Origin of the sequence: Streptomyces sp. NPDC052301, assembly GCF_044593395.1 — a bacterium.
Taxonomy (GTDB): Bacteria; Actinomycetota; Actinomycetes; order Streptomycetales; family Streptomycetaceae; genus Streptomyces.
Genome location: NZ_JBIUBE010000005.1, coordinates 546,760 through 573,111 on the forward strand (window position 1 = coordinate 546,760; position 26,352 = coordinate 573,111).

At 69.3% G+C, this 26,352-nt stretch carries 26 protein-coding genes, 1 tRNA gene, 1 pseudogene and 1 riboswitch; of the genes and pseudogenes, 14 read left to right on the forward strand and 14 right to left on the reverse strand.

Annotation, left to right across the window (positions count from 1 at the left end; all coding sequences use genetic code 11):
* The first annotated feature begins 47 nt into the window (after positions 1–47).
* On the forward strand, positions 48–1,076 hold the full coding sequence (locus ACIHEJ_RS16965; protein WP_400135766.1) for a hypothetical protein: 1,029 nt from the start codon (positions 48–50) through the stop codon (positions 1,074–1,076).
* 323 nt (positions 1,077–1,399) lie between these two features.
* Complete coding sequence (locus tag ACIHEJ_RS16970; RefSeq protein ID WP_400135768.1) at positions 1,400–2,734, forward strand: DNA cytosine methyltransferase; 1,335 nt, start codon at positions 1,400–1,402, stop codon at positions 2,732–2,734.
* Here the strand turns inward: ACIHEJ_RS16970 and ACIHEJ_RS16975 are convergent.
* Genes ACIHEJ_RS16975 through ACIHEJ_RS16990 form a run of 4 tightly spaced genes read right to left on the reverse strand, consistent with a single transcriptional unit; the run spans position 2,660 to position 7,078 of the window.
* Entirely contained in the window at positions 2,660–3,127 is a 468-nt protein-coding gene (locus ACIHEJ_RS16975; protein WP_400135770.1) for a very short patch repair endonuclease, read from the reverse strand. The genes ACIHEJ_RS16970 and ACIHEJ_RS16975 overlap by 75 nt on opposite strands.
* Positions 3,128–3,171: 44 nt before the next feature.
* The gene (locus ACIHEJ_RS16980) at positions 3,172–4,989 is read right to left on the reverse strand and encodes a DEAD/DEAH box helicase (RefSeq protein ID WP_400135772.1); all 1,818 of its coding nucleotides are present in this window, start codon (positions 4,987–4,989) and stop codon (positions 3,172–3,174) included.
* Complete coding sequence (locus ACIHEJ_RS16985) at positions 4,986–6,404, reverse strand: hypothetical protein (RefSeq protein WP_399768639.1); 1,419 nt, start codon at positions 6,402–6,404, stop codon at positions 4,986–4,988. Before ACIHEJ_RS16985 ends, ACIHEJ_RS16980 begins: the two co-directional genes overlap by 4 nt.
* A 20-nt stretch (positions 6,405–6,424) precedes the next feature.
* On the reverse strand, positions 6,425–7,078 hold the full coding sequence (locus ACIHEJ_RS16990; RefSeq protein ID WP_400135774.1) for a hypothetical protein: 654 nt from the start codon (positions 7,076–7,078) through the stop codon (positions 6,425–6,427).
* A 701-nt stretch (positions 7,079–7,779) separates the two neighbouring features.
* On the opposite strand from ACIHEJ_RS16990, the gene ACIHEJ_RS16995 reads away from it, so the two are divergent.
* Both ACIHEJ_RS16995 and ACIHEJ_RS17000 read left to right on the forward strand, forming a co-directional pair.
* A complete protein-coding gene (locus ACIHEJ_RS16995) occupies positions 7,780–8,463 on the forward strand; it encodes a hypothetical protein (RefSeq protein ID WP_400135777.1) in 684 nt (227 codons plus the stop codon).
* 258 nt (positions 8,464–8,721) lie between these two features.
* Positions 8,722–9,384: an HAD family hydrolase gene (locus tag ACIHEJ_RS17000; RefSeq protein ID WP_400135780.1), complete on the forward strand. Its 663-nt coding sequence runs from the start codon at positions 8,722–8,724 to the stop codon at positions 9,382–9,384.
* On the opposite strand, the gene ACIHEJ_RS17005 is transcribed toward ACIHEJ_RS17000, so the two are convergent.
* Both ACIHEJ_RS17005 and ACIHEJ_RS17010 read right to left on the reverse strand, forming a co-directional pair.
* Entirely contained in the window at positions 9,365–10,642 is a 1,278-nt protein-coding gene (locus tag ACIHEJ_RS17005) for a transcriptional regulator (protein WP_400135783.1), read from the reverse strand. The genes ACIHEJ_RS17000 and ACIHEJ_RS17005 overlap by 20 nt on opposite strands.
* 315 nt (positions 10,643–10,957) lie before the next feature.
* A complete protein-coding gene (locus ACIHEJ_RS17010; RefSeq protein WP_400135786.1) occupies positions 10,958–11,083 on the reverse strand; it encodes a hypothetical protein in 126 nt (41 codons plus the stop codon).
* A gap of 175 nt (positions 11,084–11,258) precedes the next feature.
* Between ACIHEJ_RS17010 and ACIHEJ_RS17015 the strand changes: the two genes are divergently transcribed.
* The 4 genes from ACIHEJ_RS17015 to ACIHEJ_RS17030 all read left to right on the forward strand — a co-directional run bounded on the left by ACIHEJ_RS17015 (position 11,259) and on the right by ACIHEJ_RS17030 (position 13,550).
* Positions 11,259–11,483: a DUF397 domain-containing protein gene (locus tag ACIHEJ_RS17015; protein ID WP_400135788.1), complete on the forward strand. Its 225-nt coding sequence runs from the start codon at positions 11,259–11,261 to the stop codon at positions 11,481–11,483.
* An 89-nt stretch (positions 11,484–11,572) separates the two neighbouring features.
* Positions 11,573–12,058, forward strand: coding sequence for a hypothetical protein (locus ACIHEJ_RS17020; RefSeq protein ID WP_400135791.1), 486 nt, complete (start codon positions 11,573–11,575; stop codon positions 12,056–12,058).
* 153 nt (positions 12,059–12,211) lie between these two features.
* Positions 12,212–12,883 carry a DUF998 domain-containing protein gene (locus ACIHEJ_RS17025; RefSeq protein WP_400135794.1) on the forward strand — a complete coding sequence of 224 codons (672 nt, stop codon included), beginning with the start codon at positions 12,212–12,214 and terminating at the stop codon, positions 12,881–12,883.
* 124 nt (positions 12,884–13,007) lie between these two features.
* A complete protein-coding gene (locus ACIHEJ_RS17030) occupies positions 13,008–13,550 on the forward strand; it encodes an MOSC domain-containing protein (RefSeq protein WP_400135797.1) in 543 nt (180 codons plus the stop codon).
* A 124-nt stretch (positions 13,551–13,674) separates the two neighbouring features.
* Here ACIHEJ_RS17030 and ACIHEJ_RS17035 read toward each other — a convergent pair whose 3' ends face one another.
* Together ACIHEJ_RS17035 and ACIHEJ_RS17040 are read right to left on the reverse strand one after the other, a co-directional pair.
* The gene (locus tag ACIHEJ_RS17035; RefSeq protein WP_400135800.1) at positions 13,675–14,154 is read right to left on the reverse strand and encodes a DUF2267 domain-containing protein; all 480 of its coding nucleotides are present in this window, start codon (positions 14,152–14,154) and stop codon (positions 13,675–13,677) included.
* Between the two features lie 293 nt (positions 14,155–14,447).
* Positions 14,448–14,873: an Hsp20/alpha crystallin family protein gene (locus tag ACIHEJ_RS17040; protein WP_400135801.1), complete on the reverse strand. Its 426-nt coding sequence runs from the start codon at positions 14,871–14,873 to the stop codon at positions 14,448–14,450.
* Between the two features lie 184 nt (positions 14,874–15,057).
* Here ACIHEJ_RS17040 and ACIHEJ_RS17045 point away from each other — a divergent pair, with 184 nt between their 5' ends.
* Positions 15,058–15,360, forward strand: a complete 303-nt coding sequence (locus tag ACIHEJ_RS17045; RefSeq protein ID WP_400135803.1) for a hypothetical protein — start codon at positions 15,058–15,060, stop codon at positions 15,358–15,360.
* A 253-nt stretch (positions 15,361–15,613) separates the two neighbouring features.
* Here the strand turns inward: ACIHEJ_RS17045 and ACIHEJ_RS17050 are convergent, their stop codons facing one another.
* Together ACIHEJ_RS17050 and ACIHEJ_RS17055 are read right to left on the reverse strand one after the other, a co-directional pair.
* Positions 15,614–17,173 (reverse strand): MFS transporter, encoded by a 1,560-nt coding sequence (locus ACIHEJ_RS17050; protein WP_400135805.1) that lies wholly within the window; start codon positions 17,171–17,173, stop codon positions 15,614–15,616.
* 100 nt (positions 17,174–17,273) lie between these two features.
* The gene (locus ACIHEJ_RS17055; RefSeq protein WP_400135808.1) at positions 17,274–18,587 is read right to left on the reverse strand and encodes a DUF445 domain-containing protein; all 1,314 of its coding nucleotides are present in this window, start codon (positions 18,585–18,587) and stop codon (positions 17,274–17,276) included.
* Positions 18,588–18,796: 209 nt separating this feature from the next.
* Here ACIHEJ_RS17055 and ACIHEJ_RS17060 point away from each other — a divergent pair, with 209 nt between their 5' ends.
* Complete coding sequence (locus tag ACIHEJ_RS17060) at positions 18,797–20,131, forward strand: SGNH/GDSL hydrolase family protein (protein WP_400135811.1); 1,335 nt, start codon at positions 18,797–18,799, stop codon at positions 20,129–20,131.
* Positions 20,132–20,157: 26 nt separating this feature from the next.
* Entirely contained in the window at positions 20,158–20,760 is a 603-nt protein-coding gene (gene rdgB / locus ACIHEJ_RS17065; RefSeq protein ID WP_400135814.1) for an RdgB/HAM1 family non-canonical purine NTP pyrophosphatase, read from the forward strand.
* 38 nt (positions 20,761–20,798) lie between these two features.
* On the opposite strand, the gene ACIHEJ_RS17070 is transcribed toward rdgB, so the two are convergent.
* The 3 genes and pseudogenes from ACIHEJ_RS17070 to bcp form a co-directional block, all read right to left on the reverse strand.
* Positions 20,799–20,883: transfer RNA gene (locus tag ACIHEJ_RS17070), tRNA-Leu, on the reverse strand.
* Between the two features lie 14 nt (positions 20,884–20,897).
* Positions 20,898–21,137, reverse strand: a pseudogene (locus ACIHEJ_RS17075) (HNH endonuclease); the annotation flags it as partial.
* Between the two features lie 247 nt (positions 21,138–21,384).
* Positions 21,385–21,852 (reverse strand): thioredoxin-dependent thiol peroxidase, encoded by a 468-nt coding sequence (gene bcp, locus ACIHEJ_RS17080; protein WP_400135817.1) that lies wholly within the window; start codon positions 21,850–21,852, stop codon positions 21,385–21,387.
* A 100-nt stretch (positions 21,853–21,952) separates the two neighbouring features.
* Here bcp and ACIHEJ_RS17085 point away from each other — a divergent pair, with 100 nt between their 5' ends.
* From ACIHEJ_RS17085 to ACIHEJ_RS17095, 3 genes are all read left to right on the forward strand, one after another.
* Positions 21,953–22,282, forward strand: coding sequence for a DUF3618 domain-containing protein (locus tag ACIHEJ_RS17085; RefSeq protein WP_400135819.1), 330 nt, complete (start codon positions 21,953–21,955; stop codon positions 22,280–22,282).
* A gap of 100 nt (positions 22,283–22,382) precedes the next feature.
* Positions 22,383–22,685: a co-chaperone GroES gene (locus tag ACIHEJ_RS17090; RefSeq protein ID WP_143638545.1), complete on the forward strand. Its 303-nt coding sequence runs from the start codon at positions 22,383–22,385 to the stop codon at positions 22,683–22,685.
* A gap of 56 nt (positions 22,686–22,741) precedes the next feature.
* Positions 22,742–22,810: riboswitch (guanidine-III (ykkC-III) riboswitch) on the forward strand.
* Positions 22,811–22,845: 35 nt separating this feature from the next.
* Positions 22,846–23,166 carry a DMT family transporter gene (locus ACIHEJ_RS17095; RefSeq protein WP_400135821.1) on the forward strand — a complete coding sequence of 107 codons (321 nt, stop codon included), beginning with the start codon at positions 22,846–22,848 and terminating at the stop codon, positions 23,164–23,166.
* 8 nt (positions 23,167–23,174) lie between these two features.
* Here ACIHEJ_RS17095 and ACIHEJ_RS17100 read toward each other — a convergent pair whose 3' ends face one another.
* Positions 23,175–26,174, reverse strand: a complete 3,000-nt coding sequence (locus tag ACIHEJ_RS17100; RefSeq protein WP_400136137.1) for a transglycosylase domain-containing protein — start codon at positions 26,172–26,174, stop codon at positions 23,175–23,177.
* Between the last annotated feature and the right edge of the window lie 178 nt (positions 26,175–26,352).

Below are 26,352 nucleotides of genomic sequence, written 5' to 3' on the forward strand. Positions count from 1 at the left end.
CCCTCCGCACCTCACTTTTGTCACCGCTCGGCAGTACGGTGTCCCCCATGCGCCCCGACACGCCTGCCGAGAACGTCGACCACACCGCCGAAGCGGCACGCCTGGAGCGGACCGCCGGACTGTATCCCGAGGACGCCGAGGCCCTCCTCCTGCGCGCCGCGGCCCACCTGGAACTCTCCGGCGACCGCCCTGCCGCGACAGCGCTCTACGACCGCCTGCTGTCCGCTTCAGAAGGCCTTTCGAAGGACCTGGAGAACCCCACCCTGATCCGTGCCCTCAAGGCGTCGAACCTGTGGGAGTACGACCACGAGGCCGAGGCGAGGGCGATCATCGACGGCATCCGGCTGACCGCCCCGCGCGACCCGGCCCCCTGGGTGATCATCGCCGAGGCCCTGGAGTCGCACGACGAGCTGGAAGCGGCCGAGGAGACGTACACGGAGGCCGCGCGCCTGCTGCTCCCGTCCACCACGGAGGCCGCCCCCTCGACCCAGCCCCTCCTCTACGGCCGCCACCGCGTCCGCCGCATGCGAGGCCTCCCGCACGACGACTGGGACACCCTGGCGGACTCCCTCCACTCCGCCCCCGTCTCCCTGGACGAACTCCACGACCCGAAGCGCGTCTGGTCCCTCGGCTCGGACAACCCGGCGGAACTCCAAGCCGAGATCTCCCGCCTCCGCGCCGAACTGGGCGCCTACAGAGAAGCCCTCTCCCGCCCCTTCCCGGTAGCGGTCCTCCACTGGCCGGCGCCCGAACTCTCGGAACTCCTCTCGGCCTACCCGACCCTGTCCACGGAGTACCCGTCCCACGAGATCCACCTGTCGACCATAGAGACGTCGCTGCGCGAACTGTCCTCGTCGGGCACGGGGAACCTGGGCATCGTGACGGGCACGGTCCCCTCGTACGAGGCCTTCGCCGCCTCGGAGGGCTCCTCCCCGGACGACGTGACGCTGCTCCCGCAGTACGCGACGACACTGGCGGCCCGGGGGCGGGCGGTGGCTTGGCCGCCGGAGACGGGGGCGGGGTGCTGGTGCGGGGAGCCCCAGAGCTATGTGGCGTGCCACGGCGCAGCAAACTGACCACGCGCCCCTGAAGAGGCACCCCCGCGTCCCGCAGGCCCTCAATCCACCCGGCGTGCATGAGGAAGCACGACACTGCCCAAGGAGCGGGCGGCCCGACGGTGTGGCACAAGCGGGCCTTGCGCGGTCCTGGATGAGAAAGAGTGCCTGCGCAGCACGCTTGGGCACAAGGTATGGCAAAATCGTGCATCAGTTCGACAACGGGTGGCCAGCCTGTCGCCGGCGCTCAGATGAACCTGGCGAGAAGTGCGAGACTCTTGGGGCTGGGGAGCAGTCGCTGATCACTGCTCCCGACCTGTACATGATCATCCAGGAGGAGCTGCATGCCCCGCAGCGGCCAGAAGCGACCGAAGTTCGCCTCGCCATTGACCTCGATCGAGATCTGCGCGGGCGCCGGCGGGCAAGCCGTCGGGCTGCACAACGCCGGTTTTGACCACCGCGCGCTCGTGGAGTGGGACCCGCACGCCGTGGCCACCCTGCGGGCCAACGTGGGCGACTGGCCCGGCTGGGACCAGGAGAAGGCTGACGCCATTCGCCCGATGGACGTCAAGGAATTCCTGGAGTCGGACGTCCTGAAGGACCTCGGCTTGAAACGCGGAGACCTTGACCTGCTCGCCGGCGGCGTGCCGTGCCCTCCGTTCTCCTTGGCGGGGCACAGGCTCGGCCCTGACGATGAACGCGATCTTTTTCCCGCAGCGCTTGACATCATCGACGCTTTGTTGCCCAAGGCAGTGATGATTGAAAATGTGCGAGGAATCCTGGAACCTCCAGAGTTCTTCATTGATTACCGGATCTCAATCCTCGAAAGACTTCGCAGCCTCGGCTATCTGGTCCCCGAGGTTGATCCAGGTCTTTCTGCGACTGAGCAGGACGTCATCATGCGTTCGGTCTGGCGGCGTCTCGACGCAAGCTATTTTGGCGTTCCGCAACTGCGGCCGCGCGCGATTTTGGTGGCCATTCACAAGAGTGCAGTAAGCCCAGGTGACCAGAAGTTCAGGTGGCCCACAGAGCTGAAGGGTGATCCGGCAACGGTCCAAGGGAAACTCTACGACAGCATGAAAGCGCGCTGCGATGAGTTCTGGGACAAGAATCTCCACGGGCAGCCCGCAGGACCTGGAGAGAAAACTGGACAGCATATCTTCGAAAGGTGGGAAGAAGCCACTTCAGGTAAGAGGGTCGCCCCCACTCTCGTAGGCGGGTCAAAGAAGCACGGCGGCGCCGACCTTGGTCCCACACGAGCCAAGCGTGCTTGGCGAGACCTGGGAGTTGACGGCATGGGAATCGCGAACGACCCCGAGAATTGCGTCCCGGAGCGCGACCTCTTCCGTCCCGACGGCCCCATGCTCACCGTCGCTCAGGCCGCGATCATTCAGGGCTTCCCGGAGTACTGGAAGTTCCAGGGCCGCAAGACCGCCCGCTACCGCCAGGTCGGGAACGCGTTCCCGCCCCCGGTGGCGGAAGCCGTTGGACGGGCCATTGCGGCCGTTCTGCGTCCTGAACACCGCGAGGAACTTCTCACCGAGTACGAGATGGAACCGACGGGAGCGCTGCCCGTCGCAGACGTCCCGCGGCAACTTGAGATTTCAGTCTCCGCCGCCCGCGCCGCCCTTGCGCCGACTCAGGACCGTGAGGGCGATTTTGTCGGCACAAGCGTCTGATGATTCATGCTCCCAGAAGCGGAGCACGCACCAACCGGCTGCCTTCAGTTTCTGGTCCGTGTCCATGTCCCGTGCCATGTTCCGCAGGACTTTCTCGGACCAGTAACCTGAATTCGTCCTAGGCGGCACGTAATGCTCCGGGCAGCCATGCCAGTAGCAGCCGTCTATGAAGACAGCGACTTTCGCCGGACGGAAGACCAAGTCCGCCGTCCGGCGGAGGTCCGGCAGGGGCCGGGCCGCGACGCGGTAGCGGAGACCCTTCGCGTGGACCAGCCTTCGGATGAGCCACTCGGGCTTGGTGTCACGGCTGCGGATCGCCTGCATGTTGCGGCGGCGTGCTGCGGACGAAGCCCAGGAACCTTCCGGGGCCTCCCATTGGGCATCATGGGACACACCGCAGAGGGTAGTCCCGCGAGGTCCCCAGCACGCGGCCGGTCCTAGCGACCCCCCATGTGACTGAGCAGTGCCTCTATGTCACTCGGCGCGAGTCCGGCGGCCACCGAGGGCTCCTCCTCCAGGTCAGCGAGCTGCTGCACCGTGGGGTCGTCCAGGATGCGCCCCATGAAGTCGAGCTTCCGCTCCAGGCGCTCGGCGACCACCTCGTCGATGGAGTTCCGCACCGCCAGGACAGTCACCCGGGTCTCCGTGTCGGGGGCCAGCCCGAGGCGGTGGATCCGGTCGAGGCTCTGAAGGAAGCGGCCGGCCATGAAGTCGCGGTCCACGTAGACAGCGTCGTGGCACACATGGTGCAGGCTTATCCCTTCTCCCAAGGTCGCCGGGTTCGAGATCAGCACCATGCACGCCGGGTCCTCCCGGAACCGGCGGAGCTGCTCCTCACGGTCCGCGGTGCCGCCGTAGACGACAGCCGGACTGTACTTCTCCAGCAGGCCTTCCAGCGTGGTGAGGCTCCTGACGAAGGTCGTCCAGACCAGCGTCTTACGGCCCTGGGCGGCGTTCTCCGCGATGATCGCGATGGCTTCCTGGTACTTAGGCGACAGCTCGTAGTCGGGGAGGCTCTGCATGAGGGAGTACAGCGAGCTGCCCTCGGGGACGTCCAGCGGTGGCAGTTGGTACGCGAGCGGCTCGTACCGGCTGGCTCCTTCAAGGAGCAGGGCCGGGCTCGTAGCCGCCATGAGAAGACGCAGAGCAGTCTTGCCCAGGCTGCTCAGGTCGTCGCGCGCTGTGCCGCTCTTCTCGCCGCCCACGAGAGCCGTGTAGATCTCGTCGTGCAGGGGTGGCATGTCGACGAAGCGAAGCCCCAGCTGAACCGGTGGCAGACCGAGTTCCTGCTTGGTCGTGCGCGTGAACAGCGGCCGCAGGACCGAGCTGGCGTGTGCGAGGTCACCGCCAGCCACCGCCTGCACCACCGTGCGCTGACCGTGCCCCGGCCAGACGAAGCCCAGCAGGTTTTCCAGGTCTCGGGAGCCGTTGGGGGCCGGGGTACCGGTCAGGATCAGTCGGCGCGCGGCCAGAGGGCCCAGGGCCATGCAGGCTGCCCCGTACGTCCCCCGGGCGCCCAGCTTCATCCGGTGCGCCTCGTCCAGGATGATCATTGAGGGACCCGCCTTGAGCCACCCGGCCAGCATGGGCAGCGACCGGTCGAGACGCTCGTAGTTCACCACGAGCACCTCGGCCCACTCGTCCCACGAGCCGTCCAGGACGTTGATCCGCAGCGGGTGGATGAGGCACTCGGCGGTCTCATAACGCCAGGACTCGTAAGCCGACTTGGGACAGACGACCAGCAGGCGGCTCACCTTGCCGGCGGCCTTCTGCGCGGCATACACGGCGAGGGCGACGCGGGTCTTGCCGGCTCCGGGCACGCTGAAGTTCGCACCGTGCTGCAGCGACAGAAGCTTCGCGATGTCGCGGCGCTGGAACTCGCTGAGTTCGCCCTTCCAGGTGTCGCCGAGGAGGGCGAGCACGTCGTCGGGCGCGACCTCGCCGGGTGCGCCCCGCCCCGCGAGTCGCTGCTGCACGGTGTGGGCGTCCTGGACCACACCGGATACCAGCTCACGCAGGTCATCCGCCCACTCCACGCCGGCCGGGTCGGACCAGGTGCCGAGGAGGGCAAGGTCCGCGAGCAGCTCGTCCAGGGAGACCGAGGCACTCAGAGGGCCGAGCTGGCCGCCGGTGCGAAACCGGGCGGCCAGCTGCACGAGTTCCTGCTGGAACGATTCCGTGGTCCGCAGCACCACCCTGGTCCGGGTCTCATCGAACCCGAGACGCAGCGACTTCTCGCTAACGGGACTGCTCACCGCGAGCCCTCCGCTGCGACGGCCTCCAGCAGCCAGGCCACACCGTCTCCCGGCTGCGGCAGCCCGCGGCCGGCCTGCTGCGCGAGCTTGAGGAGGCTGCCCCGCAGCTTGATCACCGCATCATCGAACGCTTCCTCGTCCAGGCTCCGGGAGGTCCGTGCCTGTACCAGGTCGCTTACGCACTGGTCGATGCTCGCGCATGCTTCCGCCAGCCGGGCCGGGGCGAGCTGCTTGCGCTTGCGCAGCCGGGCGTTGCGGCCCGCTGCGTCGATCGCCTCGTCGAACGCCTTCTTCGTGCTTTCCCAGGCGTCCTGCGCGGCGGCCTTCCGCTCGTCACCGAGGTCCGAGGCTCCGTTCCTCACCAGAGCGGCGGTGCGGAGGATCTCGTCGTTCATCGCCCGGGCCTCAGCGACGGCGGAGGAGGCGGCGGGCACCTCCAGGCCCAGGCCGGGGATGGACACCGACTGCGGCTGCGCGGCCGTCGTACCGCCCATGGGCAACTGCCGCTCAAGCCCCGCCTTCAGGAACTCCTCGTCGATGTGACGAACGTCCGTCTTGGAGAAGTTGAGGAGGATCGCGGCCAAGCGCAGCTCCTTCAGGACCTCGGCCTGGTCGCGGTCCACCGTTTCCAGCTTCGCGTACAGCCGGTGGAGCTCCCTGAGCCGCTCCGTCGCGCCCTCCCAGTCCACCAGGCGCAGTCCGTTGCCGCCGCCAGTGCGGCTCCGCTCGTTCAGCTCGCGGATCGTGCTGAGGATCCACCGCTCCTGGTGGTAGGTGCGCACCTGGATCCGGAAGTCCTTAGCGATCTGCTCCGGCGTCCGGCCCAGCGCCGCCTGCTCCTCCATGGCGATGATGCGGTTGATGAAGGAGTAGTCACGCCTGTGGTCCTTGCGAAGCTGCAGGGACAGCTCGACAGCGTTGATGTCGGCCCATGTGAACGACGCCGGCAGTACGCCCACGCGCATCGACTGAGCGCCGAGTTCGCGAAGCGCGGCGGCCCGGGTGTTGCCGTTCACCAGCACCCCGTGCCGGGTCACGAGCCCGGGGTCGTTCTGCCCGAACTGGTTAAGGCTGTCTTTCAGGTCATCGAAGTGCTTGTCCCGCACGTTCGTGTTCTCGGGGTCCGCCTTGAGCAGGAAGCTGAGGTAGTCCTGGCTCTCCGCGCACCAGGGGTCCTTGTCCAGCAGCGCATCCCGCTCCGCGTCGTGGCTGCGCTGGGCCCGGATCCGGTGGGTGCTGGGGTTGTAGAAGAGGCTGCTCAGCGGCAGATCAATCACTTCGACATGGGCCTGCTGCCCATTCCAGTCGACGGTCACGGTCTCCCGCGTACCGCCGGCCGCCTTGACCTCCTCGACCTTCTTGCTGATCAGTTCGCTGAACTCGGCCGCCCTCGGCGGGGCCGGAAACTCGCGCATCGTAGTCGTCCCGTCCTGTCTCAGTCGTTCGTACCGTCGAGCTTGTCGGCCACGGCCTTGCGTGCGTCCGCAGGCAGCGTGCGGTACAGCCCCCACAGCTGCTCCAGCGCGCTGGGGGGCCGGCGGTCCGCGGCGATCCACCCGCGGAACACCCTCCGCTCTACCGAAGCCAGCGACTCGATCTCCCCCAGGACGTCCGCCATGTGCACGGTCCGGTCCACGTTGCCCCGGCCGCACCGCTGGCACTCCGTGACGAGCTGGTGGACGACGCTGCCGTCCGGCTGAACGACCGGCCGACGCGCCACGTTGAGCACGGCCTGCTCCAAACCCCCGTCGCCGTACGTCTCGCCGCCCGCCACGCCGCAAGTACGGCAGAGGTAGCCATCGTCCTGGAACACCTTGGCCCGCTGGGCGTTAGTGATGCTCCCCTTGTGCGCCGGCGCCTTCGACTGCCCCGGAATCCAGACGTCAGCACCCCTGGTCCGAAAGCGGTGCTCCTGCTGGCGCAACGTCGGGTCCTCGCGGCTCGTGGCGATCTCCCAGCCGCGGTCGCGCAGGTCACGCATGCGACGGTCGATCTGCGCCACGTCCGGGAACGCGGCCCGCAGGTCGCCCTTGGTGAAGGTGCCGTTCTCCTTCACCTCCTGGATGAGCCACAGCGCGACGCGTGCCATGGTTCCGAGCTTGTGGCCCCCGTAGGTCGTGTCCCGCCAAGACGGCAGCGCGGTCATCCGTTCCCTCCCATGTGCCCATGTGGCAATTACCTGAATCTGGCCTTAAGGCGCGCACTGCTGCATAGCGGCACAAGAACTGCCATTCCTGCACAAGCGTTCGCCTCGCGACCACCCCCCGCCTCAAGAGCGGCTGACGTCCAGTGAACACGACAGATGCCGAGATTCAATCCCCTTTGGATACTTGCCGACACAAAGCAAGCCTTGCTCGTCAAAAGCAAGCACAACTCCGCCATCACTACGGCAGAATGAACCAGACACCTGGCAACGGGCTTGCTGGCAGAGCAACTTGCTGGGAGACGGGGAGGTCTCAAGAGCGTGCCGTACAGCAGGAACAGTCGCCCTCCATTTGCATGGGCGGAAAAGCCCATCGACAGCGGCCTTTCACCAGCACGGCGTGAACTCGCCTCCGCCCTTCAGCGCCTTTGCCCGCTCCTGCTCATCACGCCAGAGAGCACCGGTGTACTTACACACAGCCCGACCCAGGGCGAGGCCGCCAACCGGCTCAAAATGAGCGAAAGCGCCCTTTCTAGGGCACTCAGCGGAAAGGCCCTTCCCCAGCGAAGATCGGTGGAGATCCTCTTCGAGGAGGCGCGCGCTGACGCCTCGAAGCAGGGCATCGAGGTCGGCATAACCCGGACGACTTGTGCCAGTTGCACGCGAAGGCGGCGGCCGAGCAGAACGGTGGGATCGCTACGCACCTGAGCGCAGACCTGGAGTCGGCGTCCAGAGAACTACGCGCGCTTCGTGACGAGAACGAACAGCTCAGGAGCGCGAACGAGGAGCTGCGCGCGGAACGTGACACGCTGCGCCAGCAAGCCTCGCCGAAGGCCGACAGCCTGCGTTCCCTCCAGCGGAAGTACACGGTGCTGCAGCGAAAGGCCGCCTCACTTCGGGAACGGGTCAGCCTCCTCGAAGCCGGCTCACCAGTCCATCCGCCTCACGCTCCGGCCGCCGTTCCGCTGCCGGTACCCCGTCAGGCGGGGTACCGGCAGCGGAACGAACTTGATACGGAGGCCGCCCGGAACGTCGCGAGGCGAGCGGAAGCTCTGCGCGGCGACGGCCGGCAAGCGGATGAGGTGCTGGCCCTCCTGCGACATACGGCGGACGCCTACAGCCCGGCAGAGATAGCCCTGCTGGTCGTCCTGCTGACCCAGGAAGGCCAGGAGGATCTCGTCAGGGACCTTCTCCACATCTATGGACGGGACCAGCCCGACCGCGAAGTGCTGCGCACCGCGCTGGAACTTCTCAGGTCCGGCGCCCCAGGTAACGCTGAAGCCCTGCTGCTGACCGCTGCGCAAACGCGCAAGTCATCCCGTACCGCTTAGGCCGCCCCTCCCAGCTCCGCCTCGTAATGCATCTGAACACGGTCGAGGACATCGTCTGGATCCTGGCCCCGGGCAGCAGTCCAGTGGAGCAGGTCAGTACGAGCTTGGTCACGTGCCATGCTTGCGCGATGCTCCCCGAAACGACCTGCAAGCACAGCAACTTCCCGCTCCACCGTGCTCCTGGTGACGACTCACGGAGGACGTTCGATGCCCTGCGAGAGGAGGCATGGCGTCCGGAGGCTCCTATAGCCTGCCCCCATGATTCGCGCAGTGGTCTTCGACGTCGGTGAGTGCCTGGTGGACGAGACCCGGGAGTACGGGACCTGGGCCGACTGGCTGGGGGTTTCGAGACACACCTTCCATGCGATGTTCGGGGCCGTGATCGCGCAGGGGCGGGACTACCGGGAGGTCTTCCAGGAGTTCCGGCCGGGGTTCGACCTGTACGAGGAGCGGGAGAAGCGAGCCGCCGCGGGGCAGCCGGAGACCTTCGGTGAAGAGGATCTGTACACGGACGTACGGCCGGCTCTGGGCGAGCTGCGGGCGGCCGGGCTGTGGCTCGGCATCGCCGGGAACCAGACCGTGCGCGCCGGACGGATACTGTGTGAGCTGTTCTCGAGCGACGTCGACCTGATCGGTACCTCCGACGACTGGGGAGCGAGCAAACCCGACCCCGAGTTCTTCAAGCGCGTCGCCGAGGCGGTGCCGTTCGACAGCGGCGAGATCCTCTACGTCGGGGATCGCTGCGACAACGACATCCGCCCGGCACGTGAGGCGGCGATGCATACGGCACTCGTGCACCGCGGGCCCTGGGCGACGATTCAGTGGGACTCGGCCGAGGCCCGGGAGCTGCCCACTTTCCGGGTGCGGAGTCTGCTTGAACTGCCCACTGCGATTCGTCAGTTCAACGACTCAGCGCACTGAGCGTCGTCGACCAGTCGTACAGTCGGTCGTCCAGGTCACGGACACAGTGCTCGTTCTGGTGGGGCGCCAGCGCGCGCCGGACCTCGCGTACGCGGTCCATGCCGGTGGCGTACCAGGTGACCGCCAATTGATCGAGGGCCTGCCCCGCGTACCCGCACGCCTGCTCCGGGTTTCCCGACGCGACCTCCACGGCGGCCAGGTCGCCGAAGATCACCGAACGCTGCTTGGCCTCGGCAGGCGTCATCGACGCCAAGGCGTGGAGCAAGCTCTCGCGAGCCTGTGGGAGGTGGCCCGCGGTCACCTGGGTGTTGCCCTTGAAAGCCGCAAGACGGGCCGGGGAGAACCAGTCCAGCCACTCCGGTGACGAGTGGTCATTGCCTGCTGCCAGCACGTCCTCGGCGTGGGAGATCAGGTTCAGGGCCGTGCGAGTGTTCCCACACCTGGTTTCACACTCGGCCTCCACCGCATCCAGCCAGGCCAGGATCTCGGCGGAGGCGGGCGCACGGCGCGCGTATGTCCGAGCCGCCGTCATGCGCTCCAGAGCGCCGTCGCGGTCCGCCACCCAGCCCGGGACGAAGGCCATGTGCGCGATGATCGCCGCCCCGAGCAGCGGATCGTCGGCTTCGCCGGCGGCCTGCAGCGCCAGGAGGAGGGTGTCGTTGGCCCGGCTCGGTTCACGGAGATCGAAGAACTCGATCCGACCCGCTAGAAGATAGGTCTCGGCCAGAGCGGCGGCCACCGTGCTCCGGGTCGAGTCCCGCAACTCCGGCAGCAGGACACAGCCCAGCGTCGCGTGGGCGACGACGGCCGGATGCAGTTGGGCCGGTGTGACGGACCAGTAGAGCCGACGGTGGGAACGCGTCACCGCCTGGAAGTCCGCTCCGGCCGTGTCGGGATGTGACGCCGCGCCGGCCCTGCCGGGCAGCACCGCCAGGCCCAGGGTCGCCGCACCACCGGCTACCAGGCTGCGCCGCGAGTGGCTGGGCTGCTGTGGGCCCTCGGTACCCCACGGAGGGGTGAAGCCGAGGGCCTCCATGTTCTGGCCCAGCAAGTGGACCAACACCCGCTGGCAGTCCGGCTGCGGCCACGGAGGGCTGTCCGACTCCCACCGCCGCACCTGTCGCACCCCGATCGACAGTCCGCGCATGCCCATCTCCTTGGCGTGCCGCGTCAGGGCATCTGCCAGGTCCTGTTGCGAGTTGAAACCGGCGGCCACTCGAGCAGCCTTGAGACGGACGTTGCCGCTGGGCCTGGACACTTGGACACCTCCTGCTGCTGACTCCTTCAACGGTCCCACGTCGAGTCCCTTGTTGGGCAGCCCCTAACTCCTACGAGGTAGAGGAGGCCCCTTCTGGGTCCCTTCAGCGGCCTCTCCAAGTCCTCGAATGTCGCAGCTACTTCCAAGAAGCTGTGTGCCGTGACCGATCCGGCCCGCAGCAGGAGGAAGACATGGATCCGCAGGAGGCATCAAGCAAGGCCGTTGCCAGGTGGCTCGTCCGGGTCCCGACCGAGGGTGCCTGCCGAAGCCTGATCCTCGTGCAGTCAAAAGACACGAAGTCGATTGGTTGCCCGCTTACATGACCAGGCCCGCCGACTCCGATGCGAAGACGCGGCTCTTCGCCGACAGCCCACTCATGACCATGCGCGTCTCGCGGGACTCCGGGAAGACCTGGGGACCCGAGACGGTCGTACGCGCCACGCCGGACCTTCCGCCCCTGATCACCAGCGAGTGGCCGCCGTGTCGGTGCCGGCGCTGTGACGGGCGCGGTACGGACTCCGGACGCTGAGGCATCTGCCTCCCCCATTTAACTCCCGCCCTCTTGGGCGGCGGCGGTCGGTCATGGCCGTGATCAGTTGAGCAGGAAGGTGCAGTGATGCTGGACGGAACCAAGCTGTACGGGCTCGACATCAGCGGGGCCTCCTTCGCGAAGGCTTGCGGAGGGCCCTGCACCGAGGGATGCGTGACCCTGGCCCGGATCGGCGACGACGCCTGGGCGCTGGGTGACAGCAAGCGCCCGGAGAGGGAGCCACTGCGGTTCACCTCGGCGGAGCTGGCCGCGGCCGGTATCGAGCCGGCGAGGTTCGGGCTGCCCGTCTGATCCTCCCCTGGCCGGTCCTGGGAGCTGTGCGCTCTGCATGGAGTCCGGGGCCGGCCCCCTCGATCTTCGACGCCCGACGGGAACGACCGGTGCATCATCACGGCTATCTATGGGTGGGGGCCAAAGAGCGGTTCGATCAGGAAGCCCTGCGGCGGCCTCCGCATCCCGAGCCGCCCCCGGCGGGATGCAGGCCCGAGCTGCTACAGCGCCACCGGGAGGTCTCGGCGGAATTCCCGACCGTGGACCTTCCTCCGCTGGAAATCGCGTATTGGCTGGTGAAGCCGCGTTCCCTGGTGCGTGGTACGTGGGACGAGGCAAGGGATGCAGCCGCCTGGATGGGCGCGTGCGTGGCCGAGTACGCACCCCGGTTCGCCTCCGCACGGGAGCGCGATTCCATCGATCGGGCGGTGCTGGTCCGCTCCGCGGCCATGCGGCTGGGGTCGGGCGGAGATGTGTCGCTCGGGTTCTACCTGGAGCGACCCTCGTACCTGTCGCTCGCCTTGGTGACGTGTTCTCCGAACCGGTCGAAGCCCGAGCTGGCGTGTCCCGTTCGGCGAGGTGATGGCGAGATCTGAGATCGGCTCCGCCCGCCGTTCGGTGCGGCCCGCACGAGCCGGTCGCCAGTAGGGCCCGCCCCACCCCCGCCCCGGGGGCCCGCCGGAGTGCCTGTGGTTCGGGTTGCGTGGTCCGCTGGGTCGTACAGGAAGCGTGCGGCAGAAGGTGGACGGGTGAAGGCTCGGATCGGGTATTCCGTGTGGATCGCGGGTGTGGTGCAGTTCTTTGTGATCCACGTGATCGTGGAGTCAGCGTGGGCGAGACCCTACAGTTGGGCGCGGAACAACATCAGTGATTTGGGTAATGCCCACTGCGCCATGCAGCAGCATCCCGAGCCGCGCTATGTCTGTTCACCCGAACACGGCCTGATGAACACCTCGTTCGTCGTCCTGGGAACGCTGCTCGTTGTCGGCGCCGCTCTGACCGGCCCCATGTGGCGCCGGGGCGCGACCGCCGCCGTGGCCCGGATTCTCCTGGCCGGGGCCGGTCTGGGGTTCGTGCTCGCCGGGCTGGCGCCCGCGGACGTCCATGAGAACCAGCACGTCCTCGGCGCCTTGCTCATCATGGGGACGGGAAACGTCGGTCTTCTGCTGGCGGGGATCGGCCTGTCTGACGATTCTCCGGGTCCGGTGCGTCGGGTCACCAGCCTGCTGGGAATTACGGCGATCGTGGGCTTGGGGCTCTTCCTTTCCCGGCACTACCTGGGACTGGGTATGGGAGGTATGGAGCGGGTCGCTGTATTTCCCCTGCTGGTGTGGGCGCTGGCCGTCGGTGCACGCGGTCTGTTCCGTCAGCCGCCCCGCAAGGAGGATGCGAGCAGGTCCGTGGCCTTCATGGCCGGGTGAGGACGCGAGCCGCCGGACCTGAAGCAGCCGGCCCTCCTGGCTCTCGGCGAGAGTCCAGCCGGGGCGGCACCACGGGGAGAGTTAGGCTCGCGTCGGATCTTGACGGTACGAGGGGAGAGACGCCGTGAGTGCGGTCGTTGCTGCTGTCAGTCGTAATGAGGAGTACTCCTTCACCAAGCCCAACCGGGAGAGCATCACGCTGCTCGCCGGGCTCGGGGTGGAGGGGGACGTGCATGCCGGGGTGACCGTGAAGCATCGGTCGCGGGTGAAGGCCGATCCCACTCAGCCGAACCTGCGGCAGGTGCACCTCATTCACGAGGAGCTGTTCGAGGAGGTCGCCGGCGCGGGGTTCCGTGTGCGGCCCGGGGACCTCGGGGAGAACGTGACCACCCGTGGGATCGATCTGCTCGGGCTGCCCGTGGGGACGCTGCTGCGGATCGGGGACGAGGCCGTCGTCGAGGTGACCGGGCTGCGCAATCCCTGTGCGCAGATCGACGGCTTCCGGCACGGGTTGCTGAAGCAGGTCGTCTCACGAAGGGACGACGGGGGGCTCGTCCGCAAGGCCGGGATCATGGGGGTCGTGCGGGAAGGTGGTGTCGTACGGCCCGGGGACGTGATTCGGGTGGAGCTGCCCGCGGAACCTCACCGGGAGCTCGACCGGGTCTGAGGGGCCCCGCTGTGGCTGCGCTCGTCCACGCGAGAGGCGTTGCCGGCCGGAGCGCGGAACGAGTGCCGGCTGAGCTTCGTCGCGGGGCGCCTCCCGCACCGCGGGCGGCGCCCCGGCACGGTGGCTACGCCGTCGGTGCGAGGTCCGCTCGGCCGAAGAGGAGGGCGTAGCCCGGCGGGAGTTGGGCGAGGAGGCGGGTCGTCAGCGTCTCGCCGATCCTGTCCGCCAGGACACCGAGCACCGAGCTGACGTCCCAGCGGGCCGTCGCGGGGGTCGAGCCCTCGATGCCGGTCGCCACCGACTCCACGAACTCCCTCGCGGTCAGGGGGCGCGTCGCGGGGATCTGGGCCGCGATCAGCATGCCCGCCTCCCGGGGGAGGGCCTGGGCGAGGGACACGCGTTCTTCCCCGGTCACGTGCCCGCCCAGGGCGGCAAGGACCGTGCGGGTGACGCGTTCGGCCTGCGCCCTCGTGGCGTACTGGCCCGCCTCGCGCACCGCCTCCGTCAGTTCCTGCCAGCGCGTGGTGTCCGCTGCCTCGCCCACGTACAGGGAAGGGGCGGGGATCGTGGCTCTCGTCTGCGGCTGCGGCGTCGTCACGGTCATCGTGGTGGTTCCTCCTCCGGGACACTTCCGGGCACCGGGCATCCGGACATCCGGACGTCTGGTACCCCGTAATGCGGCGGGCATGAGGGGCAGTTCGGCCAATGTGCGGCATGTGGCCTCATGCGGCGTGGGGGGCGGGGCGTGGGCAGGGTCCGGGAGGTGTGAGCGTCGTGTCCCGAGCCCCGGGGGGCGGGCTCGGGACACGTGGGGGGGCGGGCCGGGCCGCAGGTCGGTGGGTGCGGGCCGGGGCCGCGGCTCAGTTCGATCCGGTCGGCTTCCCTGCCGGTGTCGGCTCAGCCGCTGATCTGCTTGCGGTCGCCGGCGCCGCCGCTGATCTGGATGCGACGCGGCTTGGCCTGTTCGGCCACCGGGATGCGCAGGGTCAGGACGCCGGCCTCGTACGACGCGTCGATGCGTTCCGTGTCGAGGGTGTCACCGAGGAACAGCTGACGGGTGAAGGTGCCCGTGGGCCGTTCGGCGAGGAGCATCTCCGCACCCTCGGGAGCGGGGTTGCGGCGCTCGGCGCGGACGTTGAGGACGTTGCGCTCGACGTCCAGCTCGATCGTCTCCGGGTCGATACCGGGCAGATCGAAGTGGACCAGGAAGTCGTCACCGGCGCGGTAGGCGTCCATCGGCATGGCGGACTGGCGCGTGCTGTTGCCGAAGACCTGCTGCGTGAGTCGGTCGAAGTCGCGGAACGGGTCCGTGCGCATGAGCATCACGGGTCACTCCTCTCTACAGGAACTGGGTGCGATGCCCTACGACTTCTTATATAGCTCGCCGGTAGAAAGTTGACAAGCCACGACTCATGTTCGGGTCGCGGACCGGCCCGCGCGTTAGCCTCGGGGCAGATCTCACAGGACGTACCTCGAGGCAGGCACGGGGGATCACGAGGAGGCACTCATGGCCAAGGTTCCCAGCGCGGTCGTCGCCGCCGGTGGACTCGTCGGCGGTTACGGCGTCGCCCGCTGGACCAAGAAGCGGCCGCTGGGCGGGGCGGTGCTGGCCGTCGCGGGTGCCGCCGCGGCCCAGCAGTGGCGCGTGCAGGCGGGCGGGAAGGCCGCGGGTGCGCTCACGGCCGCGTACGTCGCCGCGTTCGCCGGTTCCCACCCGCTCGCCAAGAAGATCGGCGCCTGGCCGTCGGTGTTCGGTGTCGCCGGGGCCGTCGCCCTCGCCTCCTGGGCCGTCGCCGACCGCCGGAGCTGAATCCGCCTGTCGGCCAGGGGGCAGCAGACGCGCGCTCCGGCCCGACGGCCGACGGCAGAAGTGCCACGGCCCGACCGCCGACAGCAGGAGTGCTACGGCCAGCCGTCGGCGGCAGCGGATCCGCTCCAGGCCGCCCACCGCCCCCGGCGGCAGAAGCCCAGCCGCCCGCCGACGGCAGACGCACCGCAGCCTGCCCACCGCCCCCGGGGGCAAAGGACCCACCGCCGGCCCCGCCACCGACGGCAGACCCGTGCTACGGCCGGCTCGCCGCCGGCGGTGCCGAGGGGCCCTGGGGGCCGGACGTACGGCTCGACGGCCGGGCGCCCTTCGTCGCCGCCTTGGCCCGGCCGGCCACCGCCGTCAGCGGGCGGGCGATGTCCTCCAGGGAGCGGCGTTCGGCCCGTACCGCCAGGAACGCCGCCACCAGACCCGCCAGACACATCAGCGTCGCCCCGATCGAGAACGCCAGGACCGTGTCACCGACCTTGCCCGTGCCGGTGAGGTCCGCGAACAGCAGCGGGCCGCTGATACCGCCCGCGGCCGTACCGAGGGCGTAGAAGAAGGCGATCGACATCGCCCTCGTCTCCATCGGGAAGATCTCCGAGACCGTCAGATACGCGCTGGACGCGCCCGCCGAGGCGAAGAAGAGCACCGCACACCAGCAGGCCGTCAGCGTGGCCGCGTTCAGCGAACCCCGGTCGAACAGCCAGGCCGTGCCGAAGAGGAGGAGGCCCGAGAGCAGGTACGTGGAGGAGATCATCACCCGCCGGCCCACCGTGTCGAACAGGTGGCCCAGCAGCAGCGGCCCGCAGAAGTTGCCGACCGCGATCACCGCGAAGTAGTAGCCGGTATGGCCGGACGGCACGTCGAAGAACTTCGTCAGGATCGCGCCGAAGCCGAAGGTGATCGCGTTGTACAGGAACGCCTGCCCGATGAAGAGGGAGAAGCCGAGCACCGCCCGCTTGCGGTACCGGCCGAAGACCGTGCGGGCGATCTCCCGGAACGTCACGCTCCTGCGCTGGTGGATCTCCAGCTCGCCGCCGTCCGGCTCGGGCAGCCGCTCACCGCGCTGCTCCTCCACCTGACGTTCGATACCGGAGACGATCTCCTCCGCCTCCCGGTCCCTGCCGTGGATCAGCAGCCAGCGCGGACTCTCCGGGACGTGCCGCCGTACCAGCAGGATGACCAGGGCCAGGAAGGCGCCGAGAGCGAAGGTCAGACGCCAGCCGACGTTCGCCGCCAGCAGGTCGGTGTCGAGCGCCACGATCGACAGCAGCGAACCACCGACCGCGCCGAGCCAGAAACTGCCGTTGATGATCAGATCGACCCGGCCGCGGTAGTTCGCCGGGATCAGCTCGTCGATCGCGGAGTTGATCGCCGCGTACTCACCGCCGATGCCGAAACCCGTCAGGAAGCGGAACAGGAAGAACCACCAGGCCTCCCACGAGACGGCCGTCAGCGCCGTCGCCGCCAGATACACCGCCAAGGTGATCATGAAGAGCTTCTTGCGGCCGAAACGATCGGTCAGCCGGCCCCAGAACAGCGCACCGATACAGGCACCCGCCACATACAGCGCGGCGGCCGTACCCGTGATCTGGCCCGAGGTGATCGACAGACCACTGCCCGGCTCGGCCAGCCGGCTGGCGATGTTGCCGACGACCGTGACCTCCAGGCCGTCCAGGATCCATACGGTGCCCAGGCCGATCACGATCGTCCAGTGCCAGCGGGACCAGGGCAGACGGTCCAACCGGGCGGGAATGGTGGTGATGATGGTCCGTCCGGTGTCCGGCGATGCCGCCTCGGCTGCGCTCATGGGGCTCCCTCCGCGTCGAAGGACGTCCCCCGGAAAGCGCGAGGGACGGCACCAAGCGGGTGCCCCCAACCTGCGGAATCAGTCGGCACAGAGCCAGGACTCAGGCCCCCAGCGCCCGCGACACCACATAGATCAGCAACCCCGCCAGTGATCCCACCACGGTGCCATTGATCCGGATGAACTGCAGATCACGGCCGATGTGCGCCTCGATCTTCCGGGTGGTGTGCTCCGCGTCCCAGCCCGCCACCGTGTCCGTGATCAACGAGGTGATCTCCTTGCGGTACGTCGTCACCACGTGCACCGCGGCCCCCTCCACCCAGCTGTCGACCTTGCCCTGCACCTTCGGCTCGGTCGCCATCCGCCGTCCCAGCGACAGCAGCGCACCCCGCACCCGCAGCCGCAGCTCACTGCGCTCGTCCTCCGCCGCCGCCACCATCATCGACCGCACCGCCGTCCAGGCCGACGCGATCAGATCCTGCACCTCGCCCCGGCCCAGCACCTCACCCTTCAGCCGCTCCACCCGCGCCCGGGTGTCCGTGTCGGACTGCAGATCGGAGGCGAAGTCCGTGAGAAAACGGTCCAACGCACCCCGCGCCGGATGCGACGGCATGTCCCGCATCTCGGTCGCGAACCGCAACAACTCCCGGTAGACCCGCTCACCGACCTTCCGGTCGACGAACCGCGGGGTCCAGCCCGGCGCACCACCCTCCACGGCCACCATCACGTCGTCCCGGTGCAGCACCAGCCAGTCGTGCGCACGGGCCACCACCAGATCCACCGCCCGCCGGTGCCCCCCGTCGGCGACGATCTTCTCCAGCATCTTCCCGATCCCCGGAGCGATCTCCTGCGTGTTCGCCCGCCGGGTGATCGCCTCCCCCACCACCGCCTGCACGTCCGAGTCACGCAGCACCGTCAGCGCGCCCCGCAGCGCCGTCGCCAGCTCCGCCGTCACCCGGTCCGCATGCTCCGGCTCCGCCAGCCACACCCCCAGCCGGCTGCCGATACCCACCGCCCGCAACCGCTGCCGCACGACGTCCTGGGAGAGGAAGTTCTCCCCGACGAACTCCCCCAACGAGACCCCCAACTGGTCCTTCTTCGTCGGAATGATCGCCGTGTGCGGAATGGGCAGCCCGAGCGGATGCCGGAACAGCGCCGTCACCGCGAACCAGTCGGCCAGCGCACCCACCATGCCCGCCTCGGCCGCCGCGGCCACGTACTGCGTCCACTCCCCGGCACCCTCGTGCCCGGCCACCTTCGCCACCACATAGACCACCGCCACGAACAGCAGCATCGCGGTCGCCGTCAGCTTCATCCGCCGCACCCCGCGCCGACGCTCCTCGTCCGCCGGAGTGAAGGCCGTCATGGTCCGGTACGACGCGGCCCGCGCCGGTGCTGCCGTCTCCGTAGGTTCCATCAGCTCCACCCGTCAGCTCCACAGCTCGGTGATCCCGCACACAATTGTCCCTTCCCGACCGACTCACGGAACGGAACAAGAGTTCCCGGCGTCTGTCTGGACGGGAGTCCTGGGCAGGGCCCTGTCAGCTCCCCGCACCCCATGCCGCATCATGGAGTGACCCAGATCGGAGCCTCGGGCTCCCATCTCCCGAGGAGAACAACAAAAGCATGACCAAGCGTCATGGTTATGCAGTACTGACTGCGCTCGTCGCGCTGGTCGTGGCACTGTCCGCCGCCATCTACGTCACCGTCGCAGCCGACGACGGCACCTCCCGCAGCGCCCTCACCGACAACCGCCCCCACCGCGACTCGTCCGCCGCCCCCGTCTCCGCCGGAACCTGGGTCGGCTCCTGGTCCACCGCCCCCGTGGGCGGCGAACCCGGCACCGAGACGAACGGCATGGCAGGCCACTCGGTCCGCAACGTCGTACACGCCGACACCGGTGGTACGAGTGCCCGCATCACACTGTCCAATCTCTACGGCCAGTCACCGCTCGCCCTGACGCACGCCTCGATCGCCCTCTCCACCGGCGACGGCACCGCGGCCGCCGACCCCCAGACCATGCGGCGCCTCACCTTCAACGGCAGCACCAGCGTCGTCATCCCCGCAGGCGGACAGATCGTCAGCGACGCCGTCCGCCTCACCATCCCGCACGCCGGCGACGTCCTGGTCACCACCTACTCCCCCACCCCGTCCGGCCCGGTCACCTACCACCCGCACGCCCGGCAGATCTCCTACGTCGCCACCGGCGACGCCACCGAGGACGCCACCGGCACCCCCTACACCGAACAGACCGCCTACTGGCGCTACTTGACCGCCCTGGACGTCCTCAGCAACGAGGCCGACGGCACCGCCGTCGTCTTCGGCGACTCCATCACCGACGGCATAACCTCCACCACCGGCGCCAACCACCGCTGGCCCGACATCCTCGCCGGCCGGCTCCGCACCGCCCTCGAAGACGGACAGCAACTCCCCCGCTACAGCGTCGTCAACGAAGGCATCAGCGGCAACCAGGTCCTCGCCGACGGCCTCGGCCGCCCCGCCGAGAACCAGAGCGGCCTCGGCCGCTTCGGCCGCGACGCCCTCTCCCACCCCGACGTCAAGGTCGTCGTCATCGACCTCGGCATCAACGACATACTCCGCAACCCCCAGCTCGCCGACCCGGACCGCATCACGGCCGGCCTGCGCACCCTCGTACGCCAGGCCCACGCCCACGGCCTGAAGGTCGTCGGCGCCACCCTCATGCCCTGCCGCGGCCACCGCGGCTGGACCCCCGCCCGCGAGACGGTACGCCAGCAGGTCAACGCCCAGATCAGGTCCGGCGGCCTGTACGACGCGGTCGTCGACTTCGACAAGGCCCTCCGCGACCCCTACGCCCCGCAGCGCCTGCGCCCCGACTACGACTCCGGCGACCACCTGCACCCCAGCGACCTGGGCTTCGCGAAGATGGCCGAGGTCTTCGACCTGCGCACCCTGAACGGCGCGGGGCAGACGGAGCTGTGACCGGGCGGCGAGGAATACTGGCGGGCATGACCCGCTTGATCCTCGCCACCCGCAACGCCGGAAAGATCACCGAGCTCAGGGCGATCCTCGCCGAAGCAGGCCTGCCGCACGAGCTGATCGGCGCCGACGCCTACCCCGAGATCCCCGACGTCAAGGAGACCGGCGTCACCTTCGCCGAGAACGCCCTGCTCAAGGCCCACGCCCTGGCCCAGGCCACGGGCCTGCCCGCGGTCGCCGACGACTCGGGCCTGTGCGTCGACGTCCTCAACGGCGCCCCCGGCATCTTCTCCGCCCGCTGGGCCGGCCGCCACGGCGACGACCGGGCCAACCTCGACCTGCTGCTCGCCCAGCTCTCCGACATCGCCGAGGAACACCGGTCGGCACACTTCGCCTGCGCGGCGGCCCTGGCCCTGCCGGACGGGCGTGAGCGGGTGGTCGAGGGACAGCTTCGGGGCGTCCTGCGCCACGCCCCCGCCGGCACGAACGGCTTCGGCTACGACCCGATCCTCCAGCCGGAGGGCGAGACGCGCACGTGCGCGGAACTGACCGCGTCCGAGAAGAACGCGATCAGCCACCGGGGGAAGGCGTTCCGGGCGCTGGTGCCGGTGGTCCGGGAGTTGTTGGGCTGAGCAAGAAGGGGCCGCCCCGATGGACGGCCCCTCTCATGTACGGTCGGTGGGACTCGAACCCACACGGGATTTCTCCCACGGGCACCTAAAACCCGCGCGTATCGCCTATTTCGCCACGACCGCCCCACACCGGACAATTAGCCTGCAGGCTGTTTTGCCTCGCTCAGTGTACGGGGCTGCGTCTTTCGTCGTCCGCCCCCTCGGCACCAGGTGCGGGTGGTGGCGTGGCAGTTGGGGCACAGCAGCCGCAGGTTCTCCCGCCGGTCATCGCTCCGGTCGCCATTGATGTGGTCGACCTCCAGCGTCATCGGGTGCCCGAGCCACTCGGAGCCAACACCGCACTCGGCGCATCGGTCCGGTACGCCCGTCTCGTGGAGTCGAATTCCGCGGATCCACCCCCAGCCTCTCCAGCGCCTCGGACAGATTCCACGCTCCCCGAGCCGCCTCCTCCAGCCGCTCCCTCGTGTACGCACTGGCCCCCATCGAGCCCCCTCCGCTCCGGGCAGGCGTTCGCTGCCCGTACGGAGCAACGAACCGGTTATCGGACAGTCGCGCCCGGAGACGGAAAAGCGGCCCGCCCGGGGTCGTTCCAGGGGCGGGCCGCCGACGTCGGCTACAGGTTCCTCAGATGCCCAGATCCTTGATGATCTTGGCCACGTGGCCGGTGGCGCGGACGTTGTAGAGGGCTCGTTCGACCTTGCCCTCCTCGTCGACGACGATCGTGGAGCGGATGACGCCCATGTACGTCTTGCCGTAGTTCTTCTTCTCGCCGTAGGCGCCGTAGGCCTCGGTGACCTTCTTCTCCGGGTCGGCCAGCAGCGTGACCTTCAGGGACTCCTTCTCGCGGAACTTCGCCAGCTTCTCCGGGGCGTCGGGGGAGATGCCGATGACGTCGTAGCCGGCGGTGGCCAGGACCTCCAGGTTGTCCGTGAAGTCGCAGGCCTGCTTCGTGCAGCCGGGGGTCAGGGCGGCCGGGTAGAAGTAGACGATGACCTTGCGGCCCTTATGGGAGGAAAGGGACACCTCGGTGCCGTCGGCGTCCGGGAGGGTGAAGGCGGGGGCCACGTCCCCCGGCTGGAGTCGCTCGCTCATCGGGCCAGCGTAACCGGGGGGCCTTGCGGTGCGGCGCGGGCATGAGCTGACAGACTGTCCGGAACAGCATCAGACTTCGGCAGACTTCGGAGGCCGTACGGTGGCGGACACGTCGGACACCAGAACCCCGGCGCAGATCGAGGCGGACATCAAGCGTCGCCGCGAAGTGCTGGCCGAGACGCTCGACGAGATCGGCGTGCGGGTGCACCCGAAGACGATCGTCGGGGACGCGAAGGCCAAGGTCGTCGCCAACATCGATCACACGGTCGGCCGGGCGTACGTCCAGGTCAACCGGGCCGTGACCGAGGTGCGGGGGCAGTTCGTGGACGAGGACGGGGCGCTGCGGCTGGAGCGGGTCGTGCCCGTGGCGCTGCTCGCGGTCGGGGTCGTGGGGCTGATCGCCCTGGGCACCCGGCGGCGCAAGGGCTGACCCGGAGGCGTACGGCCGGGGTGAAGGCAGGTAGGTTCGAGGCGTGAGCGCCAACAGAAACGAGCACAGGATCCCCCATCACGACAAGCTGCCCATTCGGATGCTGCACGACCGGGTTCTGGTCAAGCAGGAGACCGGGGAGGGCGAGCGGCGGTCGGGGGGCGGGATCCTGATTCCCGCGACCGCGGCGGTCGGGCGGCGCCTGGCCTGGGCCGAGGTCGTCGCGGTCGGTCAGAACGTACGGACCGTGGAGCCGGGTGACCGGGTTCTGTTCGATCCAGAGGACCGGGCGGAGGTCGAGGTGCGGGGCGTGGCGTACGTGCTCATGCGTGAGCGTGATCTGCACGCCGTCGCCGCGGACCGGTTCGAGGGGTCGGAGGACTCCACCGGGCTGTATCTCTGATTCGAAAGTCCCTGACGGAAGGGCTGGTGACGGCTGTCACCAGCCCTTTTGTCGTTCCTTTGCTATGTTCGGAAGCGAGCCCGACGAGACGCGCCGTACCGGGATGCAGGCAAAGACGACGCACCGGTGAAGAGTCGTTCCGTCTCGGGAGGTGCCTGTCGTGGCCTGGGTGCTGTTGGTTGTCGCCGGTCTGCTGGAAGTGGCCTGGTCGATCGGGATGAAGTACAGCGACGGGTTCACCCGGCTGGTCCCGAGTCTGTTCACCGGCGCCGGCATCGTCGCGAGCATGGTGCTGCTGTCGTATGCCGCGAAGTCCCTGCCGATCGGTACCGCGTACGGCGTGTGGGTGGGCATCGGCGCGGCCGGGGCGGCGGTGCTCGGCATGGTGGTGCTGGGTGAGCCGGTCACCGCCGCCCGGGTGTTCTTCGTGTGTCTGCTGCTGGTCGCCGTGGTGGGGCTGAAGGCGACCAGCGGTCACTGAGGGCGGGGTCAGGCGCCGGGGTCGCCGCCTCCGGCGCCTGCCGCTGTGCCGGTCGTGCCGCCGCCGTCCGTGGCCCCGCCGGCGGCTGTGCCGCCGCCGGGGGTGCCGCCGCCGGTCGTGTCGCCGCCGCCGGTCGTGCCGCCGGCTCCGGTCGTCGTTCCTCCGCCGGTGGTGTCGCCGCCGGTGGTGGTGCCGTCCGTCGTGGTGTCGCCGCCGGTGGTGGCGCCGCCGTCCGTGGTCGGGCCGCCGTCGGTGGGCGTGCCGGTGGTGCCGCCGTCGGTCGGGCTGGCGGTGGCGCCGCCGTTGTCCTGGCCGCCGTCGGTGGTGGTGCCGCCGGTGTTCTGGTCGCCGGTGGTGCCGGGCTGGGCCGAGCCGGGGGAGCTGGGCGCCTGCGGCTGGTCGGCGCCCTGCTGGAGCTGCAGGTCGAAGTCGGCGGTCGGCTTGTTCTTCAGGGCGTCGTGCGTGTACTGGGCCCAGATCTGGGTGGGCGGGCCGCCACCGTTCATGCGGGCCTGGCCGAGGGCGCCGTACAGCGGCATGTGCTTGGCGGTCACGGGGTCCTGGCCCATGACGGAGACGACGGTGGCCAGGTCCGGGGTGTAGCCGGCGAACCAGGCGGCGGTGTCGTTCTCGGCGGTGCCGGTCTTGCCGGCGGCGGGGCGGCCGGCGTTCTGGGCGGCGGTGGCGGTGCCGTTGTCGACCACGCTCTGCAGGATCGAGGTGGTGGTGTCGGCGGCCTCGCGGCTGACGGCCTGCTCGACGGACTGGTCGGGGAGCTTGACGTCCTCGGTGTTGTCCTTGGTGATCTTCTCGACGAGGGTGTACGTGCCGTGCTTGCCGTGGTTGGCGAGCGTCGCGTATCCCTCCGCCATGTCCAGCACGCTGGCGGTGGCGGTGCCGAGGGCGATCGACGGGTACGGCTGGAGGTCCGGGGTGGCGGAGGGGATGCCGAGGTCGATCGCGGTCTGCTTGACCTTGGAGGGGCCGACGTCGACGGCCATCTGGGCGTAGACGGCGTTCACGGACAGGTCGGTCGCCTTGGTGACGGTGATCTGGCCGTACGACTTCTGGTCCTCGTTCTGGGGGGCGTAGCCGCCGCCGCTCCAGCCCTGTACGGGGCGTTCGTTGGTGCCGTCGTACATGGTGTTCGGGGTGATGGTGCGGCCGTCCTGGGTGGTGGAGCCGTTCTGGACCGCCGAGGTGAACACGAAGGGCTTGAAGGTCGAGCCGACCTGGAAGTCACCGCGGGTGGCGCCGTTGGTGTACTGCTTCACGTAGTCGATGCCGCCGTACATGGCGACGACCTTGCCGGTCTTGGGGTCGACGGAGGCGCCGCCGGCGCGGACGTAGCGGTCGACCTTGTTGTTCTTCTTGTCGAGCTTGGAGATCAGCTGGTCGTGGACCGCCTTGACGAAGGCGTCCTGCCGGTTCTTCTGGATGGTGGTGGTGATGCGGTAGCCGCCGACCGCGAGCTGGTCGTCGGTGAGGATGTTGTTGGTGGTCAGGTAGTGCTTGACCGCCTCGACGAGGTAGCCGCGCTGGCCGGACATGCCGGTGGAGACGGTCTGCTCCTTGGGCATGGGGAACTTCATGCCGGTGCGCTCGGACTGGTTGAGCCAGCCCTTCTTGACCATGCCGTCCAGGACGTAGTTCCAGCGGGCGACGGCGGCGGCCTTGTTCTCGGGGTGGGCGACGACGTCGTACTCGCTGGGCGCGTTGACGAGCGCGGCGAGGTAGGCGGCGCGGGCCGGGTCGAGGTTCTTGGCGTCCACGCCGTAGTAGGCCTGGGCGGCGGACTGGATGCCGTAGGCGTTGCGGCCGAAGTAGCTGGTGTTGAGGTAGCCCTCGAGGATGTCGTTCTTGGACTTGTTCCGGTCCAGCTTGATCGAGATGAAGAATTCCTTGGCCTTGCGGGTGACCGTCTGTTCCTGGCCCAGGTAGTAGTTCTTCACGTACTGCTGGGTGATCGTGGAGCCGGACTGCTTGCCCTTGCCGGTGGCGGTGTTCCAGCCGGCGCGGATCATGGCCTTCGGGTCGATGGCGGACTCGGTGTAGAAGTCACGGTCCTCGGCGGCGAGGACGGCGTGCTGGGCGTCCTTGGAGACCTGGGCGAGGGTGACGTTCTCCCGGTTGATCTGGCCGTCGCGGGCGATCTGTGAGCCGTCGGCGTAGAGGTAGACGTTGGCCTGCTTGGTGGCGAGGGCGTTGGCGGGCGGGATCTTGACCATCGAGTAGCCGAGGAAGAACAGGCCGATGATCAGCAGCACGCCGATGACGAAGGTGCCGAGCACCATGCGCCAGGTCGGGAACAGCCGCCGCCAGCCGGTGCGCTTGGGCCGCTTGGACTTCTTGCCCTCGCCCGCGCCTGCGGGGGCCGCGGCGTCCGCGGTGGTGGCGGCGAGGGCGGTGGTCTCGGCCTCGGAGGACCGGGCGGGGGGCGGGGTGGCGGGCGTTGCGGGTGCGGCGGGCTTCGCCTTGGGCCGTGCGCCGGTGCCGGTGCTGTCTCCGGTGCGGGGGCCGGGGGTGACGGCGCCCGCGGGGGAGGCCTGAGCGGCGGCACCGGCACCGGCTGCGGCTGCGGCTGCTGCGCGGGCCGCGCGGGCCTTGGCGGGGTCGGCGGGCGCGCCCTTGCGGGGCGCGGTGACGCGGCGCAGCACCTGGGTGCTCTCGGCCGGCCGGTCCTCGCCGGTGTCCTGGGGGGCGCGCGGCGGGGTGACGCGGCGCAGCACCTGGGTGCTCTCGGCGGACTGGGGTCCGCGCTTGTCGGTGCCCTCGCCGGCCTTGGCGGTGGACGCGGTACGGGCGGTGGTGTCGCCGCTGGACGCGGCGTTGCCGGAGGCGGCGGCGCCGTCACCGGGCGAGGAGGTGCGGGCGGCGTTGCCGGAGGCGGCGGCGCCGTCACCGGGCGAGGAGGTGCGGGGGGCAGGCGCGGCCGCATGGGACGCGGACTCGCCGTCGGACTTCGAGGCGCCGCGGGACGCGGACGGGTCCGCGGAGGGTGCCGGGATGCCCTTGCCGTCGGTGCGGCCGCCGAGGGCGGCCTGGCGGGCGCGGGCGATGGAGGCCGTACGGTCGTCGCGGCCCGTGCGCTCCGCAGCCGCGCCGGAACGGCCCGGGGCCACCCCGCCGGACCCGCCCGAGCCGCTCTCGGACGCGTCGCCGGACGTGCTCGAAGCGTCACCCGGC

Bases quoted from the DNA above. Each gene is read 5' to 3' on its own strand.
- ACIHEJ_RS16965 (WP_400135766.1), top strand. From the start codon at position 48: ATGCGCCCCGACACGCCTGCCGAGAACGTCGACCACACCGCCGAAGCG.
- ACIHEJ_RS16970 (WP_400135768.1), top strand. From the start codon at position 1,400: ATGCCCCGCAGCGGCCAGAAGCGACCGAAGTTCGCCTCGCCATTGACC.
- ACIHEJ_RS16985 (WP_399768639.1), bottom strand. From the start codon at position 6,404: ATGCGCGAGTTTCCGGCCCCGCCGAGGGCGGCCGAGTTCAGCGAACTG.
- ACIHEJ_RS16990 (WP_400135774.1), bottom strand. From the start codon at position 7,078: ATGGCACGCGTCGCGCTGTGGCTCATCCAGGAGGTGAAGGAGAACGGC.
- ACIHEJ_RS17000 (WP_400135780.1), top strand. From the start codon at position 8,722: ATGATTCGCGCAGTGGTCTTCGACGTCGGTGAGTGCCTGGTGGACGAG.
- ACIHEJ_RS17015 (WP_400135788.1), top strand. From the start codon at position 11,259: ATGCTGGACGGAACCAAGCTGTACGGGCTCGACATCAGCGGGGCCTCC.
- ACIHEJ_RS17035 (WP_400135800.1), bottom strand. From the start codon at position 14,154: ATGACCGTGACGACGCCGCAGCCGCAGACGAGAGCCACGATCCCCGCC.
- ACIHEJ_RS17040 (WP_400135801.1), bottom strand. From the start codon at position 14,873: ATGCTCATGCGCACGGACCCGTTCCGCGACTTCGACCGACTCACGCAG.
- ACIHEJ_RS17045 (WP_400135803.1), top strand. From the start codon at position 15,058: ATGGCCAAGGTTCCCAGCGCGGTCGTCGCCGCCGGTGGACTCGTCGGC.
- ACIHEJ_RS17050 (WP_400135805.1), bottom strand. From the start codon at position 17,173: ATGAGCGCAGCCGAGGCGGCATCGCCGGACACCGGACGGACCATCATC.
- ACIHEJ_RS17055 (WP_400135808.1), bottom strand. From the start codon at position 18,587: ATGGAACCTACGGAGACGGCAGCACCGGCGCGGGCCGCGTCGTACCGG.
- ACIHEJ_RS17060 (WP_400135811.1), top strand. From the start codon at position 18,797: ATGACCAAGCGTCATGGTTATGCAGTACTGACTGCGCTCGTCGCGCTG.
- rdgB (WP_400135814.1), top strand. From the start codon at position 20,158: ATGACCCGCTTGATCCTCGCCACCCGCAACGCCGGAAAGATCACCGAG.
- bcp (WP_400135817.1), bottom strand. From the start codon at position 21,852: ATGAGCGAGCGACTCCAGCCGGGGGACGTGGCCCCCGCCTTCACCCTC.
- ACIHEJ_RS17090 (WP_143638545.1), top strand. From the start codon at position 22,383: ATGCTGCACGACCGGGTTCTGGTCAAGCAGGAGACCGGGGAGGGCGAG.